This window comes from Pigmentiphaga sp. MLSB6-MA01, from assembly GCF_058793475.1.
Genome location: NZ_JBXAFV010000017.1, coordinates 122,931 through 141,100 on the forward strand (window position 1 = coordinate 122,931; position 18,170 = coordinate 141,100).

The following is an 18,170-nucleotide window of genomic DNA, read 5'->3' on the forward strand; positions in this document are numbered from 1 at the left end:
TGCGATGGGAAGGATTGTAGCCGGCCGGACGCCCGCCTTCAGGCGGCCGGCGGAGAATCGGGAATGTTCGCGAGGTCGGCTTTCCAGACCACCTCTTCGGAATCGCTGGGGGCGCGCCAGTCGCCGCGGGGCGACAGTGATCCGCCCGAGCCGACCTTGGGCGCATTGGGCACGCACGAACGCTTGAACTGGCTGGTCTTGAAGAAGCGGTGCACGAAGATGCCCAGGTTGCGCTTGATGGCGGCCAGTTCGTACTGGTTGCGCGGCACGTGCGCCTCCTCGGGCCAGTCGCCGCGCTCGCGGTCCTGCCAGGCGGCCAGCGCCAGGAAGGCGACCTTCGAAGGCGCGAAGCCGTAGCGCAGGATGTAGTACAGGTTGAAGTCCTGCAGCTCGTAGGGTCCGATGAACTGCTCGGTCCGCTGCGCGGGCGCGCCGTCGGCCTTGCCCGGCACCAGTTCGGGACTGATCTCGGTGCCCAGGATGTCCAGCAGCACCTGGCTGCCGTCGCCGCCCACCGCGCCCGTCTCGGCCACCCAGCGCACCAGGTGGGTGATCAGGGTCTTGGGCACGCTGGCATTGACGCTGTAGTGCGACATGTGGTCGCCCACGCCATAGGTGCACCAGCCCAGCGCGAGCTCGCTCAGGTCGCCGGTGCCGATCACGATGGCGTTGTGGAAATTGGCCAGCCGGAACAGGTGGCTGGTGCGCTCGCCCGCCTGCACGTTCTCGAAAGTGATGTCGTAGACCTCCTGGCCCGAGGCGTACGGATGCCCGATGTCCTGGAGCATCTGCGCGCAACTGGGCCGGATGTCGATCTCCATCGCGGTGCAGCCGACCACGCGCATCAGCGCGCGCGCCTGCTGCAAGGTGCGGCCGCTGGTGGCGAAGCCCGGCATGGTCACGCCGATGATGTTCGCGCGCGGCAGGTTCAGGCGGTCCATGGCCTTGGCGCAGACCAGCAGCGCATGGGTCGAGTCCAGTCCCCCGGACACGCCGATCACCACCTTGTCCATGCCGATGGCCGACAGCCGCTGCACCAGCGCCTGGACCTGGATGTTGTAGACCTCGCCGCAGCGTTCGTCGCGGCGGCGGCGATCGGCCGGGACGTAGGGGAAGCGCTCGACCCGGCGACGCAGCGCCAGGGGCCCGTCCACGGCCAGGCCGACCTCGAAGGAAACCGCCTGGAACCGTTCGACCTCGGCCTTGTGGCGCAGCACCGACTGGCCGAACGTGGTCTGCCGCATGCGCTCGTGCGACAGGCGTTCCAGATCGACATCGGCCAGGATGAGGTGCGAGTCGTCCAGAAAACGGCCGGACTCGGCCAGCAGCTCGCCGTTCTCGTAGATGATGGACTGGCCGTCCCAGGCCAGGTCGGTGGACGATTCGCCCCGCCCCGCCGAGGTGTACAGGTAGGCCGCCAGGCAGCGCGCCGACTGCTGGCTGACCAGTTGGTGGCGGTATCCCGACTTGCCGACCACGATGTTCGACGCGGAAAGGTTCACCAGCACGCTGGCTCCAGCCAGCGCCGCGAAGGACGACGGCGGGATCGGCACCCACACGTCCTCGCAGATCTCGACATGGAAGCGCAGCCCCGGCACGTCGGCCGCCTCGAACAATTGGGCCGCCCCGAAGGGCGCCCGCTGTCCGGCCAGCTCGACATGGGAGGCGACCGCGCAGTCGCCGGAGGTGAACTGGCGCGCTTCGTAGAACTCGCCGTAGTTGGGCAGGTAGGTCTTGGGCACGACGCCCAGGATCCGCCCCCGCGCCACCACCACCGCGCAATTGAACAGGGAATGGTTCACCCTCAGCGGCAGCCCCACGATCAGCGCGGCGGGCAACGAGGCGGATCCGGCCACGATGTCGCCCAGCGCCCGTTCGCAGGCCTCCAGCAACGCCCCCTGGTGGAACAGGTCGTCGCAGGTATAGGCGGAAATGCCCAGCTCGGGAAACGCCACCAGCGCCGCCCCCTGCGCGACCGCCTGCCGCGCCAGGTCCAGCGTCTGCGCCGCGTTGAACGCGGGGTCGGCCACCCGGCAGCGGGGCACGCCCACGGCCACCCGCGCGAACCGGTGCGCGTAGAGGTTGAAGAAATTGCCTTTCATCGTGTAAGTCAGTGCCAAGGAGTAGCTCACATCATACGGCCGATGGCCCGCCGACGTCCCGCCCCCCCCCCCGCCCTGCCCGGTCAACCGGCCGGCGCCTTGAAGGGCGTGTGCGACTCCAGCTCGTCCAGGTACTGGTTCATGCCGCGGGTCTCGCGGTCCAGGAAATCGGCGATGGCCGCGGCGAAGCGTTCGTCGGCCACCCAGTGCGCCGACCAGGTGGGCACCGGCAAGAGGCCGCGCGACATCTTGTGCACGCCCTGGGCGCCCCCCTCGAAATGGGCGATGCCTTGGGCGATGCAGTAGTCGATGGCCTGCAGGTAGCAGGTCTCGAAGTGCAGGCCCGGCACGAAGTCCACGCAGCCCCAGTAGCGGCCGTACAAGGTATCGCCGGCCGCCACGTTCAGCGCGCAGGCGACGGGTTCGCCCTGCCGTTCGGCCATGACCAGCAGCAGCGCCTCGGGCATGGCCGCGCGCAGCGCCTGGAAGAATGCCGGTTTCAGGTAGGGCGAGGACCAATGGTTGGCATAGGTGGCGGCATAGCAGCGATAGAAGAAAGCCAGGTCGCCGGCGGAAATGGCCCCGCCGCGCAGGTGCCGGAAGCGTATCCCCGCCTGCTCGACCTTCTTGCGGTCCTGGCGGATCTTCTTGCGCTTGTCGTGGTTCATCGCGCCCAGGAAGGCGTCGAAATTGGCGTAGCCGTCGTTGCGCCAGTGGAACTGGACCCCCTCGCGCAGCATGTAGCCCGCCTCGCGCAGCGCCCGCAGGTCCTCGTCGCGGGGAAACAGCACATGCAGGGACGAGACGCCCGCCTGCCGCGCGACCTCGATCGCCGCGCGGGCCAGCAGCACCCGGTCCTCGTGGGCCGCCGCCAGCAGCCGCGGACCGCCCACGGGCGTGAACGGTACCGCGCAGAGCAGCTTGGGATAGTACGGCAGGCCATGGCGCTCGAAGGCCTCCGCCCAGGCCTGGTCGAACACGTATTCGCCCCGGGAATGCGCCTTGACGTACAGTGGCATGGCGCCCACGAGCTCCCCCTGGCGCCGCAGCACGAGACAGGTGGGTTGCCAGCCCGTGCGCCGGACGGCGCAGCCGGTGGCCTGCAATCCATGCAGGTAGGCGTGGGAGACGAAAGGGTTGCCGGCGGCCAGGACATCCCAGGCGGCCGGGTCGAGGGTGCCCAGGTCGTCGATCAGTTCGACGGCGGTATCGGTCAAATCGCCTCCGGGGAAAAGGACGCGGCCGCCCGGCCTTCCGGCAGGCAGCGCCGCACCAGCGGCCAGCGCCGGCGCGCCACCGCGATCCGGTCGGGCACGCCATGCAGCAGCAGTTCCCAATAGGGATCGGCATCCCCCCCGGTAAGTTCCGGGGTGACCAGGCGCGCGCCGGCGATGGCCGAGCGGGCCACCAGCGCATTGCGATGAGCCTGTATGAAGCGTTCGGGAAAAGCGCGCGACAGGTCCGCCAGCGCACGATCGGTCAGGAATTCGCCCTGGCGGGTACGCAGGCTGACGTACTTGCCGTCGGCGCGCAGGTAGAGCACCTCGTCCACCGGTACCGCCACCGTGCCGTCGGGTCCCTGGGCCACCAGGGCGTCGGAGGTGTCTCCGGTGCCCAGCGCGCGCCGCAGCGCCTGTTCCAGGTGGTCGATGCGTATGGGCGGCACCAGCAGGTCGGCCGCATACCGTTGCCGGGCCTGGGGAAGGCTGTCGAGCGAGGGCGGGAAGAGAACCAGCCGGGGACCCGACCGTTCCCAGGCCCGGGCCAGCGCGTAACCTTGAGCGTCGGGCAGGCTCAGGTCGAGCAGCACCACCGCTGGAGCCGGCTCGGCCCGCCGCGCCTGGTCGGCGCCGACGACGGGCGGCAAGAGATGCATCGGCAGGCGCCTGGCCAACGTCCTGAGCTGCGCCGACAGGCGGCGGCAGAACGCCGCGTCCCGCCCCACGACCAACACCCCGGGCGAGCCCGTTCCCGCTACAGTAACCGCCATAACCCGCTTTATAATCCGCGCCATGTCCAAATCGACCGACCCCCGCCCCCAAGACCAGTTCGCCAAGAAGGCCGAAGCCTGGTCAGCCCGGTTCTCCGAACCGGTGTCCGACCTCGTCAAACGGTACACCGCTTCGGTGGACTTCGACAAACGCCTGGCCAAGTTCGACATCCAGGGCTCGCTGGCGCATGCCGACATGCTGCACGCCGTCGGCATCCTGACCCAGCAGGACCTTGCCGACATCGGCCGCGGCATGGCCGCCATCGAGGCTGAAATCGACGCCGGCCGCTTCGAGTGGCTGCTCGACCTGGAAGACGTGCACCTGAACATCGAACGCCGCCTGACCGAACTGGTGGGCGACGCGGGCAAGCGCCTGCACACCGGCCGCTCGCGCAACGACCAGGTCGCCACCGACATCCGGCTGTGGCTGCGCGCCGAGATCGATACGCTGGCCGACCTGCTGCGCCAGTTGCGCCACGCGCTGGCCACGCTCGCGCTGCAGCACGCCGACACCATCCTGCCCGGCTTCACCCACCTGCAGGTCGCGCAGCCCGTCACCTTCGGCCACCACCTGCTGGCCTATGCCGAAATGTTCGGCCGCGACGCCGAGCGCCTGGCCGACTGCCGCAAGCGCGTCAACCGACTGCCGCTGGGCGCCGCCGCGCTGGCCGGCACCTCCTACCCCATCGACCGCGAACGCGTGGCCCGCACGCTGGGCTTCGACGGCGTGTGCCGCAACTCGCTGGACGCCGTGTCCGACCGCGACTTCGCGATCGAGTTCTGCGCCGCCGGCGCGCTGGTCATGACGCACATCTCGCGCCTGTCGGAAGAGCTGGTGCTGTGGATGAGCCCGCGCGTGGGCTTCATCGACCTGGCCGACCGCTTCTGCACTGGCAGTTCCATCATGCCGCAGAAGAAGAACCCCGACGTGCCGGAACTGGCGCGGGGCAAGACCGGCCGCGTCAACGGCCACCTGGTGGCGCTGCTGACCCTGATGAAAGGGCAGCCCCTGGCCTACAACAAGGACAACCAGGAAGACAAGGAAGGCCTGTTCGACACCGCCGATACCGTGCGCGACACGCTGCGCATTTTCATCGACATGGCCGGCGGCATCCAGGTCAAGCCCGAGTCCATGCGCGCCGCCGCGCTGCAAGGCTTCTCCACCGCCACCGACCTGGCCGACTACCTGGTCAAGAAGGGCGTGCCCTTCCGCGACGCGCACGAAGCGGTGGCGCTGGCCGTGCGCGCCTGCGTGGAGCGCGGCTGCGACCTGGCCGACCTGTCGGTGGACGAGCTGCGCGTCTTCCACCCGCTGGTGGGCGAGGACATCCACGCGGTGCTGACGCTGGAAGGCTCGGTGGCATCGCGCTCGCACATCGGCGGCACCGCCCCGGCGCGCGTGCGCGAGGAAGCGCAGCGCGTGCTGGACGACACGCGCGGCTGATGCCCGCGGGGTGCGGCCGGCGCCGCACCCGCCTCATGCGCCGGACCCCTTGCGCGCCGGTGCGCGGCGCCGGCTGACTCGTCCCCCTTCTGTCCACCCCATCCTCGCGGCTTCCCCGGCCGCCAGCTCCAGCACGCCCCAGGCACGCCAGCAGCAGGCCGCCCGCCCCGGGCGCAATGCCGGCACGATGCGCAGCACCCTGCCCCGCCTGTCCACGAAAACGACATCGATGGGCCAGGCCATGCCCACGGTGTGTATGGCCCGGCAGGGCACGATCCACAGGCCGTCGCCCGGCCCGGGCGGCGCGTGCCCCAACCCTCCCCGCAGCCGGTCCGGCCAGGCGGTCGCGCGGCCCCAGCCCATGCCGCTACCAGCCCGGATCCATGAGCTTGACCGCGATCGGGAAGCCGATGACGACGAAGGAACATGGGAAGATGCAGGCGATCAGGGGCAGCAGCATCTTGACCGGCGCCTCCAGCGCCAGCCGCTCGGCACGCAGGAAGCGTTCGGCACGGCGCTGGTCGGACTGCGCGCGCAGGATCGGGGCGAGATTCATACCCAGCGCGTCGGCCTGGGCCAGTGTGCCCGCCCAGGCGCGGATCTCGGGAATCTCCAGGCGTTCGGCCATGTCCTTGAGCGCGCGCGTGCGGGGCACGCCTGTGCGCACGTCGCCCAGGACCCGGCGCAGCTCGTCGCGCAGCGGCCCGGGCGGCCCCTTCCGGACCGCCTGCTGCAAGGCCGCGCCCACGTGCAGGCCGGCTTCGACACACAAGGTCGTCATATCCAGCACGAACGGCAGTGCCCGCAGGATCTCCCGCCGCCTGCCGCGCACCCGGTCGCGCAGCCAGAGGCGCGGATAGACCGCCCCCGCCACCGCGCCAGCCGCGCCCCACGCGATCAAGGCTGGCATCCCGCTCCACGGCGCCGCCAGCAGGGCGGCGGCGAATCCGCCGGCGCAGGCGCACAATACCTGCGCTCCCAGGATGTGGACAGGCGCGAGACCGTGGCGCAGCCCGGCCTGGACCAGCAGGAACTCGATACGGCGCCGGCGCTGCCATGACAGCCACGGCCGGCCGTAGTGGGCCGCCGCCGAGACCAGGGGCCAGGCCAGCCGGAAGGCGCGCGGCGGCGCCTCCGCCGTCCGGTCCGGCAAGGCTGGCGGATCGATGAGCAACAGGCAGAGCAGGGCCGCGAACGCCGCCGCGGCCAGGCCGATCAGCAGTACCGTCATGTCCACTCGCGCTTCATATGTCGATCCGGACGATGCGGGCGATCATCCACAGCCCCAGGATGTCGAGCGCCGCGACCAGCGCCAGCACGGCCCATCCCTCCGGCGTCGTCCAGAGGCGCTCCATCGCCTCGGGCTCCAGGCGGTGCAACACCCCCAGCAGCAACCACGGCAGGATACCCACCACCCGGGCCTGCAACCGGCCCTGGGCCGTCAGCGCCCGTATCCGTCCTTCCATGTGCAGCCGCGCCCGCACGGTCGCGCCGATCCGCTCCAGGGTCTCGGCCAGGTTGCCGCCGGTGTCGGCGGCGATCCGCAGCGCCGAGGCGACCAGGCCTGCGGCATCGGTAGGCATGCGGGCATGCAGGTTCGCCAGCGACTGGTCCATGCCCACGCCGAAGCGCTGCTCGCGCATCAGCAGCGTGAACTCCTGGGCCAGCGGCGCCTCGGCCTCGGCCGCGATCTGGCGCAGTCCCGCCTGCAGGCTGGCGCCGGCGCGCAAGGCGCTTGCCAGGGCCAGCAGCGCGTCGGGCAATTGCGCATCGAACCGCCGCAGGCGGCGCGCGCGCAGATGGCGGATGGCCAGGCGGGGCAGCCAGGCGCCGGCCGCCCCGCCGGCGGCGGCAAAGATCCAGCTTCGCGCGAACCACCCGCAAGCGGCGGCCAGGATGCCGATCAGGGCCACGTGCGCCACCCACAACTGGTTGGCATCGACGAACAGGAAGAACTCGCTCATGCGCACCCGCGCGGTTTCGGTGAACACCGCCCGATAGCGCGCGAGGCTGTCGCGCATCCATCCGCAGGCCAGCCAGACCAACAGCGATACGCAGGCCAGCACCGCGCAGACGATGATCCCGTCGATGGCCCCCGGACTCATGCCGGCCTCCGGGGCCGGTCCGGCGCCGGCGTGCGCGCGCAGAACCATTGCGGCAAGACGGCGACGCCCTCGGCTCGCCATTCGTCGAGGAAACTGGGCATGAGTTCGCAACCCCGGAAGTACCCGGTGCCATCGGACGGCCCCGCATCCGGGCGCTCGAAGCGGAACAGCTCCTGCAACTGGATGCGGCCGCTTTCGATGCCGCTGATCTCGACGATGGCGGTTACCCGCCGCTGCCCGGCCGCGCTGCGGCTCTGCTGGACCACGATGTCGATCGCCGAGGCGATCTGCTCGCGTATGGCGCCCAGCGGAAGGTCCATGCCCGCCATCAACACCATGGTCTCCAGACGCGACATCGCATCGCGGGGCGTATTGGCATGGAGCGTGGTCAGCGAACCCTCGTGGCCGGTATTCATCGCCTGCAGCATGTCCAGCGCCTCGGCGCCCCGGCACTCGCCCACCACGATGCGGTCCGGCCGCATGCGCAACGCATTGCGCACCAGATCGCGGATGGAGACCGCGCCGCGGCCTTCCAGGTTGGCCGGCCGCGCCTCCAGCGCGACCAGGTGTTCGTGCGCCAGGCGCAGCTCGGCGGCGTCTTCGATCGTGATGACGCGCTCGGCCGGCGGGATGAAATTCGACAGGATATTGAGCAGCGTCGTCTTGCCCGAACCGGTCCCTCCTGAAACGACGACGTTCTTGCGCCGCTCCACGCACAGCCGCAGGAATCCCGCCATGTGCGTATCCAGCGCCCCACCGTCCACCAGGTCCGCCATCCGCAGGCGGCGCGCGGGAAACTTGCGTATGGTCAGCGCCGGCCCCTTCAACGCCAGCGGCGCAATGATCGCATTCACCCGCGACCCGTCGCGCAGCCGGGCGTCGACCATGGGAGAACTCTCGTCGATGCGGCGGCCCAGCGGCGAGACGATGCGTTCGATCACCCCCAGAACGGATTGATCGCTGCTGAACACCGCCGGGTGCCGGCTCAGCACGCCTCCCTGTTCGACATAGAGTTCATCGTGCCGGTTGACCATGATTTCGGAGATGTCCGGGTCGGCCAGCAAGGATTCCAGCGGCCCCAGGCCGACCGCCTCGTCCACGACCTGCCGGCGCAGCGCGCCGCGATCCAGGCCGGCGGGGATTTCCGCATCGGCGTCCAGCACCAGCGCCTCCAGCAGGCGGTCGGCCTCCTGCCGCAGCGCCGCGTCACTCATGGCGGACACATCCCGGCGACGCAGATCCAGGGCCTCCAGCAGGCGCGCATGCAACCGGCGCCGCCATTCGACCATCGCCGCCTCGTGGGTCCGGGCGGCCAGGGACCGCGCATCCGGCACGGCCATCATGCCCACCGACGCGGGCGCCGACGGGCCGCCTGAACGCGAAGCCTCCGTCCCTGGCGCGGCGGCGGGCCGCACGCGCAGCATCACGGCGCCGACGGCGATCTCGTCCTCCGGCAGCAGCGGTCCGTATTGCAGGATGCGGCGGCCGTTGACCAGGGTGCCGCCCAGCGAGCCCAAGTCCTCCACGAACACGCCTTCGGTCCGCTGATCCAGCCGGGCATGCCGGCGCGCGACCCGCCAGTGGCGCAGGCGGATCTCGCATCCGTCTCCCCGCCCGATCACCGCCGGGGCCGCCACGCTCAGCGACGTCCCGCGGTCGCCGTCGGTCAGAATCTCCACGTCCAGCATCATCGCTCCATGAAAGATACGTCGGGCCGCACGGGCACGTTCAATCGCTCCGGCCCGAAGGTGTCGTCCAGCACCCGCCGCCCACGATCGATGCGCTCCCGCAGATCGGGATTGCGCTGCGTGACGACGGTCGGGGTGACAAAAATGGCCAGTTCGGTCTCGCGCCGCTGGAATCTCCTGGACCCGAACAAGGGTCCCAGGATGGGCAGGCTGGACAGGCCGGGCAGGCCGTCCAGGTCCAGCGACTGCTCGCGCGACAGAAAGCCGCTCAGGACCAGCGTCTCGCCCGAGCGCACGTTGAACTCCGTGGCGGTCCTGCGCACCTTGAGCGCGGGACCGCCCGCGGCCACCACGGAAGGATCCACGGCGCTGACCTCGACGTCGATGACGGACCGCACCGTACCGCCGGCATCGACCCGGGGCGCGATCTGCAGGGTCACGCCATAGGGTTTGAAGGTCGTGTTCGACGCACCGTTCCTGTCCACCGTCGCATACGGCACCTCCCCGCCGGCCAGGAAGCGCGCGGTGGAGCCGCTGCGCGCCGACAGTTGCGGCTGGGCCAGGATGACCGCCTCGCCGCTCTGGGCCATGGCCTGTATGCGCGCGGACAGCATGGCGTTCACGCCCAGATACCCCGCCGGTGATAGGGCCGGAAATGGCAGCGCAATGGGGCCGCCTCCGGGCCGTTGCGCGGCGTCTCCGGCGGCCGCCCGCAGGGGCCGCCCCACCGCGGCGTCCCACGCCAGCCCCGCGTTCAGGCCGCCCGTGCTGCCGCCATCCCAGCGCACGCCCAGTTCGCGCAGCCGCGAGCGCGGCATCTCGACCACCTGGACGTCCATCATCACCATGCGTTCCCAGCCGAGCTGCCCGGTAAAATCGACGACCTGCGGATAGCGGCGGGCCAGCAGCGCGATACGCGCCTGGTCCGCGTCGCTCAGGTCATCCCCCTCGACGATGACCTTGTCGCCAACGACGCGGCTGCGCACCGAGGGCATCGCGGCGAGGAAAGCCTCGATCTCGCGCTGCACCCGCGAGGACTGCCCCGGCACCACGGAAATACGCATGCGCCGCATGGCGCCGTCCCGCTCCCAGATGACCAGCGAGGACGTGCCGGCCGCATTGGCGAACACCACCACCTCTCGGTCGTCGGCCGTGGCGGCGTTGATGACACGACCGTTGCCCACGGCGACCCGGCCCACGCCCGGGGCCGGAAACACCTGGGTCTCGCCGACGTACATCTCGATGTCCGGAAGATCCTGGCCGGCAGTGAAAGCCGGCGCCGATGGCGCGGCGGCCTCCTGCTCCAGCCACGCCGGCCAATCGGCGGCGGGTCCGGCTGCCGATGACGCGCCGGACAGCACGGCGAACACGACCCCCGGACCGCCGCGCAAGGCCCGCCCCGCCCAGGCGAACCTCATGGCTGGACTCCCTGCCCCGCGTCGGCTTCCCCCAGGCCGGGGATGCGGCGCGGCGCCCGGTCGCCATAGATGATCGTCGCTCCCGCCTGCCGGCGCGGCCCGGGCAGCTCGCCTTCCCCCAGCCCCAGCAGGGACGCAAGCCCTCCGGCCACGCGGCCCGGCGCCGGACTGCCGTCCCCCGGCCGGCGCAGCATGGCGGTCAGCACGCCGCCATCGCGGGCGATGATGAGTTTGACGGCTTCGTCCGGCGTCGCGTCCAGCGTCACGGTGGAGAAGGCCCCGCGCGGCACGTCGCCCGCCGCTCCCGGCGTCTCGGTCTGGTGTCCCGTGGCCAGCACGCGCATCCGTTGCAGCAGAGGCATGGTCGTGCGCTTGCCTCGATGATCGAAGGTCACGTACAGGTCGATGAGATCGCCCGGCTGCAGCAGACCCGAGACCGAACTGATCTCGTCCACCGGTATGGTCACCGCCCGGCGCCCCTCGCCCAGGCGCTGGGCCAGCGGGGCCGGGCGGCCCGCCTCGAGATGCAGCGCCAGCAGGGGTTCGCCGGCCCGTACCCGGTAGGCCAGCACGCCGCCTTCGAGATCGCCGAACCGGCCAGGAACGACGGCCCCGGACGGAGCCCACTGCGCGGGGATCTCGCGCACCGCCGCCGACTCCGCCGTCAGGCGCTGGCCCGCATCCAGGTCGGAGGCGGCCACCACCACCGCGATACGCGCCGCGCGCGCATCGGCCTCGATGGCGTCGATGCGCCCCTGTATCTGGCGCTGGCCGAGCCATGCGGCCAGGCCCCCGGCGCTCAGCGCCACGGCCAGCACCCACCACTTCCGGTCCAGGCAGAAACGGGGCAGGCGCGGCATCATAGCGGCAAGGCCAGCGAACCGGCGAAACGCAGGTGAAACCCGCGCAGGGCGTCGAGCAGCCACGCCAGCACGCCGCCCCCTTCACCGAACAGACCACCGCCGGCGACGCCGACCAGCAACATGGCCACGACGAGATATTCCGCCATGGACTGCCCCCTCTGCCCCCGTTCACCCAGCGTCCCGCGCGTCACGATCATGACTCTTCGCCTCTTCATTCTCCAGCCTCGGTCTCGATGGCGAGCAGGCCGCTTCCCTGCCGCCGCGCCACCACCACCAGTTGCAGCACCCGCCGCGCCTGCCGCCACGCCATGAGCCCGCCGCCCCCGCCGCGCCATCCCTGCGCGCTCAGGCCCGCGTGCAGCGACCGGGAAAACGCCACGGCGTCGGCATCATGGACATAGACCTGCTGGACCACCCACCCCCGTTCGTCCTGGGTCCGCACGTCCAGCAGCAGCTTCGCGCCCGGAGGCGCCCACGCGGCGGGCAAGGCGCGCCCCTCCGCCTTTCCCGCCAGGCCGACAGCCAGCACGCCCTGCGTCGCGCCGGGCCTCGACTGACGAAGCTGCATCAGCCATGGACGGTCGCCTCGCAGGCCGCTCAGCATCACGCCATCGGGCAAGGGCAGCAGCCAGGGATCCAGCCCGGGTTGCCTGGCCAGACTGTCGGCGAGATCTCCCGGCGATTGCCGGACCTCGAACAGACGGACATCCATCCGAACCCCGTTCACGCGCACCGGACCTCCCCATCCCAGATCGACGGCGCCAGGAGGCATGCCCGGCTGGGCCGATGCCGCGTGGTTCCACAACATGCCCATGGCGAGCGCGAGGCAGCCGCTCATGGGCGCGCGATGGCGGGCCGCGCCGGTCATGGCCGCTCTCCCGCGGCCGGAGGCAGCAGCCCTTTCCACGCCATGAGCCAGTCGAACTCCGGCGGCGGACGCCCCCAGGAGCGATCGACGTGCGACAGCGCCGACAGGGTCCGGCCCGCCCGCTCCGTTCGCCGCGCCGCGTCGCTCCAGGCCCTGGGCGCGCCGGCGATACGCGCCTGGACATCCCCGTCGTCCCTGGCATGGCCGGCATCCACCAGGATGGCGAACCGGCTGGACAGCGGCGCCACGGCTTGCCACCCGCCCCGCCTGGCTGCCGGCGCGAGATCGGGGCTCACCGAAACCCGTCCCGCCACCAGTCCCGGATACGCCGGCAGCAGTTCCCCCCTGAGCATGCGCGCCGGCTCGGCGGTTCCTCCAGGCTGGGCCTGCTCGGGCAGCCGGCCCGCCTCCCTGATGTCCGCGGAAAACCGCCCGGCCTGCGCGGGCAGCAATGCGGATCCATCGTGATTGCGCCAGCGATGGCGATCGGGTCGAAAAAAATAGGCATGCGTGCGCTCGTGGACTTCCCGCGGCGCGTCCTGCGCCACGACGAAGGCGAGGTGACGTCCCGCGAACTCGGTCTGCAAGGCAAGATCCTGCAATCGCCCCAGCGTCGAGCCCAGCACCCACAACGCCCCGATCCCGCCCAGTGCGAGCAGGGCCTCGGCAATGGCCTGGCCGCGCATGCTCGCCGTCACCATGCCGGGCCCTGCCTGCGCCATGCCTGCTCGCGCTCCGCGGGCTCGACCGGGACCAGGCGTGCCTGCCAGTACGGCATGAACAGGCTGGGCCGCTCCGTGCCGCCATCGGCCCGCCCCGATGGCCGGCGATAGTAGGTCGACGCGGCACTGACCGCGGAAAGCCCGCCCGCGCCAAGCCCGGTCCCGAACGCCAGGCGGCCCGTTCCGCCGCGCGGACCCGCGGCATCCGTCGTCCGCATGGCCGCCGCGGCACGGGTGGCTCTTGCGGCAAAGCGCAAGGCCGGCTCCCCGGTCTCCCGGTCGGCCAGTCCCGTGAACCACGGCAGCCCCCTGCCCTGCCACACCACGCCTTGCGACAGCGCGAACGAGTTGGCGAGCGGATTGGCCGTGCCATCCAGCAGGCGCCAATCGGTATGTCCGCGCACCCACCGCCAGAAGTCCTGGTCGGCAAAATCCTCGGGAGGTTCGTCGACGTGCGGCAGCTCGTCGTCCTGCAACGAGGCATCGCCTTTGACACTGCCCCACCCCATGGGATATTCGCGGTAGTAGCAACCTATCCATCGGTTGGATCGCAGGGCATGGAAGGACAGCGTGTCGTCCGATCGCCAGGTCTCCAGGCCCACGAGCGACGTCGCGCCGCGGCGCCGCAGTTCATGCCGCAGCCAGGGACACCGCCACTCCGACGGCAACAGGCTGCGGTGGTCATGATCGCGCGGCGCGAGAAAACCGTAGTGAGAACGGGCTTCCTCCACCATGCTCTTGAGCGGGGCCCGGGCCGCGCCGCCATGCCGGACCACGAACCCCGGCAGCGTGTCGGCCAGCAGGGCCGCATCCAGATGCGCCGCATCGTCGTCATAGTGGGCGGCCAGCACGGTCCGCATCGTCTGCATGCGGACATCGGCCAACGATTGCTGCACGGCCGCCTGTGCCCGCAGCAGGACGTCGTGCACGACACGATCGTGCTCGGCGAAGGCCCGAGCCAGGGCACCATCCTGCCAATCGGCGGCGCCTCCCGCGCCGGCCGCGCCCGCGGCGCTTCGATAGGCCCGGCCATGGGCGGCACCGAACAGGCCGCCGATCAGGCCCGCTGGCGGATTGGAAGACGCGAACCGACGGGCCTGCGCATCGCCGAACTTCGCCCACGATGCCAGCGTGATGGCATGCGCCATGCCCACCTGGTGGGCCACCAGTGCGCGATTCGCGTAGGCAAGGAAATTCAGGCTCCGGGCCTGGACCAGCGCGCCGCTATAGGCCGCCGCATCGAGCGCGCGGGCCAGCCGGATCTTCTCGCGCAACAGCTGTCCGCCGTCGAAGAGCTGCACCAGCCCCGCCGCCGCCGCGGCGAGCAGCGCGACCGCCAGCACCAGTGCCTGCCCGGCCTGCGAGCGATCCCCGGCGCGCATCTAGTTCGCGCCTGCCTGCGCGGCGTTGCCCGTGAAGGACTTGAGCGAACGGGCGGAAGCCTGGGACCTGGCGCCCTTGGCCGCGGTCTGCGCGGCGCGCGACTCGGTCGAACCGTCCTCGCCCGCGAGCTCCCTCGCCATCGCGGCGGTCTGGGAACGGACCACCTGTCCGAACAACTGGTAGACGGCAATCGCGGCCACGGCCACGAGCGCGACGATGACGACGTATTCCACCATGGACTGGCCGCGCTGCGGGCGCCGCCGGGTGGAGAAAACGGGAAGGGACATGGGCGGGACTCCCCCCTCGCGCGCCGGGCGCCATACCCGGCCGTCCGCGAAGGTGCCGCCAGTTTCCGGGGGCAGCCTCGCCCCGGCAATGCGAGGATCCCGCGACGGACAGGAAGGTCATCCCCGTCCGCCGGCCAGGACAAACGCTACAGGTTCAGCTTGGAAATCTTGGTGCCTTCCACCGTCAGGCCGGCCATCAGGCCTGCGTTGGTCAGCGCGAAGGCCACGACCGGGGCCCGGGCGGTGTTGGTGTCGACCGCGGCGTTGATGCCCGCCTTGACCACCGCCACCGATCCGTCCACGCCGGCGGTCCAGCCGTTGCTGGACTTGAAGCGGTCGAGCTCGGCCTGGTTCATGAACATGAATATCAGCGCCTTGGACTGCGCCCCGGCCTGGAAGCCGAATGACCCGCTGGCGGTGCTGTAGTAGCCGGTGGTGCGCCCGCTCTCGCGCAGGGCGCCTTCGCCGTACTCGCCGCCGACGATGAAACCGGCATTGATCACGCTCGGGAAAACCAGGATGCCGCGGGCCTTGTTGCCCAGTTCGCGGGAACCATCGACGCTGGAATAGAGCCGGTTCAGCGTTTCGTTGACGCCGGAATCGATCCGGCTGCGCTTGGCGGCGGGCGAACTGTCGCCGCTCTTGTTGGGGTCGGTCGTGGTGCACCCCGCGGCGACCAGCAGGCCAGCGGTAGCGGTGGCGTAGAGGAACTGACGACGTTTCATGCTCTCTCTCCTTGAGTGAGCTTGCCGGCAAGCAGCTTCCGGGAGAAGGGGCGTGGCCCGCCGCGGCAAGCACAGCCATTCTGCCGGATATACGTCAAAACAGCGAATGTAAACGTAATCCGGCTGTTGCATCCAGCCGTCGGCCCGGAGTGCTTCCCTGGAAAGGACGCGAAACCGCCAAGTGTGCGAAGATCGGGACATCGCGGCCAAACAGGACGTCCGCCCCCAGCGAACCTGCCCCATGTCCGGATTCGACGTTCAAGACCTGGAGTTCCCCGCCCTCGACGGCCGGGCGCTGCCGGGACGCCTGTACCGTCCCCGCTGCAACGCCCCCGTTCCCCTGCTGATCGACGTGCACGGCGGCGCCTGGATCCGCGGCAACCGCCTGAACAACGCTTCCATGCACGAAGCCCTGGCCGACGAGGGCATCGCCACCTTCGCGCTGGATTTCCGCATGCCGCCCCAGGCCGCGGCCGGGGTCACGTTCGCCGATGTCCAGGCGGGCCTGGACTGGGCCCGCGGACACGCGGACGCGCTGGGCAGCCGCCCGGAATGGGTCGGCGGCCTGGGCACATCCAGCGGCGGCCATCTGCTGATGCTGAACGCGCTCCTGGGGCATGCCCCAGGCGTGGCACGGCCGGATTCTTCCGTACCGCTGCCCGGCTATGCGATAGTCTGCTGGCCGATCCTGGATCCGCTGGAACACTACCGGATGGCCCGCGAACGCCAACTGGCCCCGTTGCTGGATGCGCATCATGCCTTCTGGCCGGACGAGGCCGCCATGGAACGGGACAACCCCCAGCGCATCATCGAGCGCGGCGACGCCCGCCACCTGCCGCCCGTGCTGCTGATACAAGGCACCGCCGACGCCACAGTCGACCCGCTCCGCGCCGACGCCTTCGGCGAGCAATATCGGCGGGCGGGCGGCGCGATCGATGTCCTGAAGTACGACGACGAGCCCCACATGTTCATCACCGTCGAACCGGATTCCCCCGCTTCCCTGCACGCCATGGACCGCATCCGGCAGTTCGCGCGCAACCAGTGCCGCGCGACGGGCTGAACGCCCGGGCGGAAATGCAAACCATCCTCAAAACGTACAAAATGTTGCGATCTCCGGTCATACTGAAGAGCTAACATCAGCCAGGCTAAAGCGTCGTGAATACATAACGGCGCCCCTGCCCAGTCCACTCCAGGAGGTCAACATGAAAACCAACACCCTCTCCAAAATTGCCCTGGTCGCGGCGCTTGGCGTCTTCGTCGCCGGCTGCGCCAACCAGCAGCAGACCAACACGGCCATCGGCGCCGGCGGCGGAGCCGCCCTGGGCGCCGGGCTGGGGGCGCTGCTGGGCAACTCCACGGGCGCGGCCATCGGCGCCGGCCTGGGCGCCGTGGCGGGCGGACTGGTCGGCTACAACTGGAAGACCGTCAAGCAGGACGTCGAGAAGTCCGGCTCCAAGGACCTGGGCATCGACATGACCGAACAGAACGACGGTTCGCTCAAGGTCAACGTGCCCAGCAGCGTCTCGTTCGACACCGGCAGCTACGCGCTCAAGCCCGCCCTGCTGCCCGTGCTGGACAGCGTCGCCAAGACCCTGAACGAGCACCCCGAGCTGCGCGCCAAGGCCGTCGGGCATACCGACAACACCGGCCAGATGTCGCTCAACCAGACCCTGTCGCAGAACCGCGCGCAGGCGGTGGCGAACTATCTGACGAACAAGGGCGTCTCGCCCGCCCGGCTGACCACCGAAGGCCGCGGCCCCAACGATCCCATCGCCAGCAACGACACGGTGGAAGGCCGCGCCGCCAACCGCCGCACCGAAATCTACCTGTACGCCACCAAGAACTGACCGGCGATTGCGCCGCCCCGCACGGGGCGGCGTTCCTGGACCCACGCGGGACGGCGTTCTTGGGTAAAGTAACGGCTTGCGCCCGGCCGCAGCCGGGCTCCAGGAACATCCACCGCCATGTCCAGCCCGTCCGCGCTCCGCTCCCCTTCGCCCACGCTCGCCGTCCGCGACGCCCGCGACACCGATCTGGCCGCCATCCAGGCCATCTACGCCTTCCATGTCCTGAACGGCATCGCCAGCTTCGAGGAAGTCCCGCCCACGGTGGAAGACATGCGCGCCCGGCGCGCAGCCGTGCTCGAACAAGGGCTGCCCTATCTGGTGGCGGAAGAAGACGGCACGGTCGTCGGCTACAGCTATGCCGGCAGCTACCGCGCTCGCCCGGCCTATCGCCACACCATAGAAAACTCCGTCTACGTCGCCGACGGCACCGGCGGACGCGGCATCGGGATCGCGCTGATGCAGGCGCTGATCGCGCGCTGCCAGAACGGGCCGTGGCGCCAGATGGTGGCCGTCATCGGCGACAGCGGCAACGCCGCCTCCATCGCCCTGCACAGGAAGGTCGGGTTCGAGCACGCCGGCGTACTGCGCAGCGTCGGTTTCAAGCACGGCCGCTGGGTCGATACCGTCATGATGCAGTTGCCGCTGGGCCAGGGCGACCGCAGCCTTCCCCGCAACCCATGACGCCGTTGGAGCGATGCGCCCGGGCATCCCCGGTTTTCCGCGAGACG

At 70.5% G+C, this 18,170-nt stretch carries 19 protein-coding genes; 4 read left to right on the forward strand and 15 right to left on the reverse strand.

Annotated elements, in window-relative coordinates:
• Positions 1 to 38 precede the first annotated feature (38 nt).
• The 3 genes from AC1Q6E_RS24335 to AC1Q6E_RS24345 form a co-directional block, all read right to left on the reverse strand.
• Positions 39 to 2,102 (reverse strand): NAD(+) synthase, encoded by a 2,064-nt coding sequence (locus AC1Q6E_RS24335; RefSeq protein WP_492573715.1) that lies wholly within the window; start codon positions 2,100 to 2,102, stop codon positions 39 to 41.
• Positions 2,103 to 2,185: 83 nt separating this feature from the next.
• Positions 2,186 to 3,319 carry a GNAT family N-acetyltransferase gene (locus tag AC1Q6E_RS24340; protein WP_152796789.1) on the reverse strand — a complete coding sequence of 378 codons (1,134 nt, stop codon included), beginning with the start codon at positions 3,317 to 3,319 and terminating at the stop codon, positions 2,186 to 2,188.
• Positions 3,316 to 4,092 carry a LytR/AlgR family response regulator transcription factor gene (locus tag AC1Q6E_RS24345; RefSeq protein WP_492573700.1) on the reverse strand — a complete coding sequence of 259 codons (777 nt, stop codon included), beginning with the start codon at positions 4,090 to 4,092 and terminating at the stop codon, positions 3,316 to 3,318. Before AC1Q6E_RS24345 ends, AC1Q6E_RS24340 begins: the two co-directional genes overlap by 4 nt.
• Before the next feature lie 22 nt (positions 4,093 to 4,114).
• Between AC1Q6E_RS24345 and argH the strand changes: the two genes are divergently transcribed.
• Entirely contained in the window at positions 4,115 to 5,536 is a 1,422-nt protein-coding gene (argH, locus tag AC1Q6E_RS24350) for an argininosuccinate lyase (protein ID WP_492573701.1), read from the forward strand.
• A gap of 33 nt (positions 5,537 to 5,569) precedes the next feature.
• Here argH and AC1Q6E_RS24355 read toward each other — a convergent pair whose 3' ends face one another.
• From AC1Q6E_RS24355 to AC1Q6E_RS24410, 12 genes are all read right to left on the reverse strand, one after another.
• The gene (locus tag AC1Q6E_RS24355) at positions 5,570 to 5,899 is read right to left on the reverse strand and encodes a DUF192 domain-containing protein (RefSeq protein ID WP_492573702.1); all 330 of its coding nucleotides are present in this window, start codon (positions 5,897 to 5,899) and stop codon (positions 5,570 to 5,572) included.
• Positions 5,900 to 5,903: 4 nt separating this feature from the next.
• A complete protein-coding gene (locus AC1Q6E_RS24360; RefSeq protein ID WP_492573704.1) occupies positions 5,904 to 6,767 on the reverse strand; it encodes a type II secretion system F family protein in 864 nt (287 codons plus the stop codon).
• Positions 6,768 to 6,780: 13 nt separating this feature from the next.
• Positions 6,781 to 7,641 (reverse strand): type II secretion system F family protein, encoded by an 861-nt coding sequence (locus AC1Q6E_RS24365; RefSeq protein WP_492573705.1) that lies wholly within the window; start codon positions 7,639 to 7,641, stop codon positions 6,781 to 6,783.
• Complete coding sequence (locus AC1Q6E_RS24370) at positions 7,638 to 9,329, reverse strand: TadA family conjugal transfer-associated ATPase (RefSeq protein ID WP_492573716.1); 1,692 nt, start codon at positions 9,327 to 9,329, stop codon at positions 7,638 to 7,640. Before AC1Q6E_RS24370 ends, AC1Q6E_RS24365 begins: the two co-directional genes overlap by 4 nt.
• Positions 9,329 to 10,747 carry a type II and III secretion system protein family protein gene (locus tag AC1Q6E_RS24375; protein ID WP_492573706.1) on the reverse strand — a complete coding sequence of 473 codons (1,419 nt, stop codon included), beginning with the start codon at positions 10,745 to 10,747 and terminating at the stop codon, positions 9,329 to 9,331. Before AC1Q6E_RS24375 ends, AC1Q6E_RS24370 begins: the two co-directional genes overlap by 1 nt.
• Positions 10,744 to 11,610 (reverse strand): Flp pilus assembly protein CpaB, encoded by an 867-nt coding sequence (gene cpaB, locus AC1Q6E_RS24380; protein WP_492573708.1) that lies wholly within the window; start codon positions 11,608 to 11,610, stop codon positions 10,744 to 10,746. The genes AC1Q6E_RS24375 and cpaB overlap by 4 nt, the downstream gene beginning before the upstream one ends.
• Entirely contained in the window at positions 11,607 to 11,825 is a 219-nt protein-coding gene (locus tag AC1Q6E_RS24385) for a hypothetical protein (RefSeq protein WP_152796806.1), read from the reverse strand. The genes cpaB and AC1Q6E_RS24385 overlap by 4 nt, the downstream gene beginning before the upstream one ends.
• Entirely contained in the window at positions 11,822 to 12,478 is a 657-nt protein-coding gene (locus tag AC1Q6E_RS24390; RefSeq protein WP_492573709.1) for a hypothetical protein, read from the reverse strand. Before AC1Q6E_RS24390 ends, AC1Q6E_RS24385 begins: the two co-directional genes overlap by 4 nt.
• Positions 12,475 to 13,200: a hypothetical protein gene (locus tag AC1Q6E_RS24395; protein WP_492573710.1), complete on the reverse strand. Its 726-nt coding sequence runs from the start codon at positions 13,198 to 13,200 to the stop codon at positions 12,475 to 12,477. Before AC1Q6E_RS24395 ends, AC1Q6E_RS24390 begins: the two co-directional genes overlap by 4 nt.
• Positions 13,173 to 14,582: a hypothetical protein gene (locus AC1Q6E_RS24400; RefSeq protein ID WP_492573711.1), complete on the reverse strand. Its 1,410-nt coding sequence runs from the start codon at positions 14,580 to 14,582 to the stop codon at positions 13,173 to 13,175. The genes AC1Q6E_RS24395 and AC1Q6E_RS24400 overlap by 28 nt, the downstream gene beginning before the upstream one ends.
• The gene (locus AC1Q6E_RS24405; RefSeq protein WP_152796814.1) at positions 14,583 to 14,870 is read right to left on the reverse strand and encodes a hypothetical protein; all 288 of its coding nucleotides are present in this window, start codon (positions 14,868 to 14,870) and stop codon (positions 14,583 to 14,585) included.
• 146 nt (positions 14,871 to 15,016) lie between these two features.
• Complete coding sequence (locus AC1Q6E_RS24410; protein WP_296557029.1) at positions 15,017 to 15,595, reverse strand: BPSL1445 family SYLF domain-containing lipoprotein; 579 nt, start codon at positions 15,593 to 15,595, stop codon at positions 15,017 to 15,019.
• Positions 15,596 to 15,836: 241 nt separating this feature from the next.
• Between AC1Q6E_RS24410 and AC1Q6E_RS24415 the strand changes: the two genes are divergently transcribed.
• The 3 genes from AC1Q6E_RS24415 (at position 15,837) to AC1Q6E_RS24425 (ending at position 18,123) form a co-directional block, all read left to right on the forward strand.
• Positions 15,837 to 16,655 (forward strand): alpha/beta hydrolase, encoded by an 819-nt coding sequence (locus AC1Q6E_RS24415; RefSeq protein ID WP_492573712.1) that lies wholly within the window; start codon positions 15,837 to 15,839, stop codon positions 16,653 to 16,655.
• Positions 16,656 to 16,797: 142 nt separating this feature from the next.
• Entirely contained in the window at positions 16,798 to 17,442 is a 645-nt protein-coding gene (locus AC1Q6E_RS24420) for a YiaD family glycine zipper/OmpA-like lipoprotein (protein WP_152796850.1), read from the forward strand.
• 117 nt (positions 17,443 to 17,559) lie between these two features.
• On the forward strand, positions 17,560 to 18,123 hold the full coding sequence (locus AC1Q6E_RS24425; RefSeq protein WP_152796852.1) for a GNAT family N-acetyltransferase: 564 nt from the start codon (positions 17,560 to 17,562) through the stop codon (positions 18,121 to 18,123).
• Positions 18,124 to 18,170 lie beyond the last annotated feature (47 nt).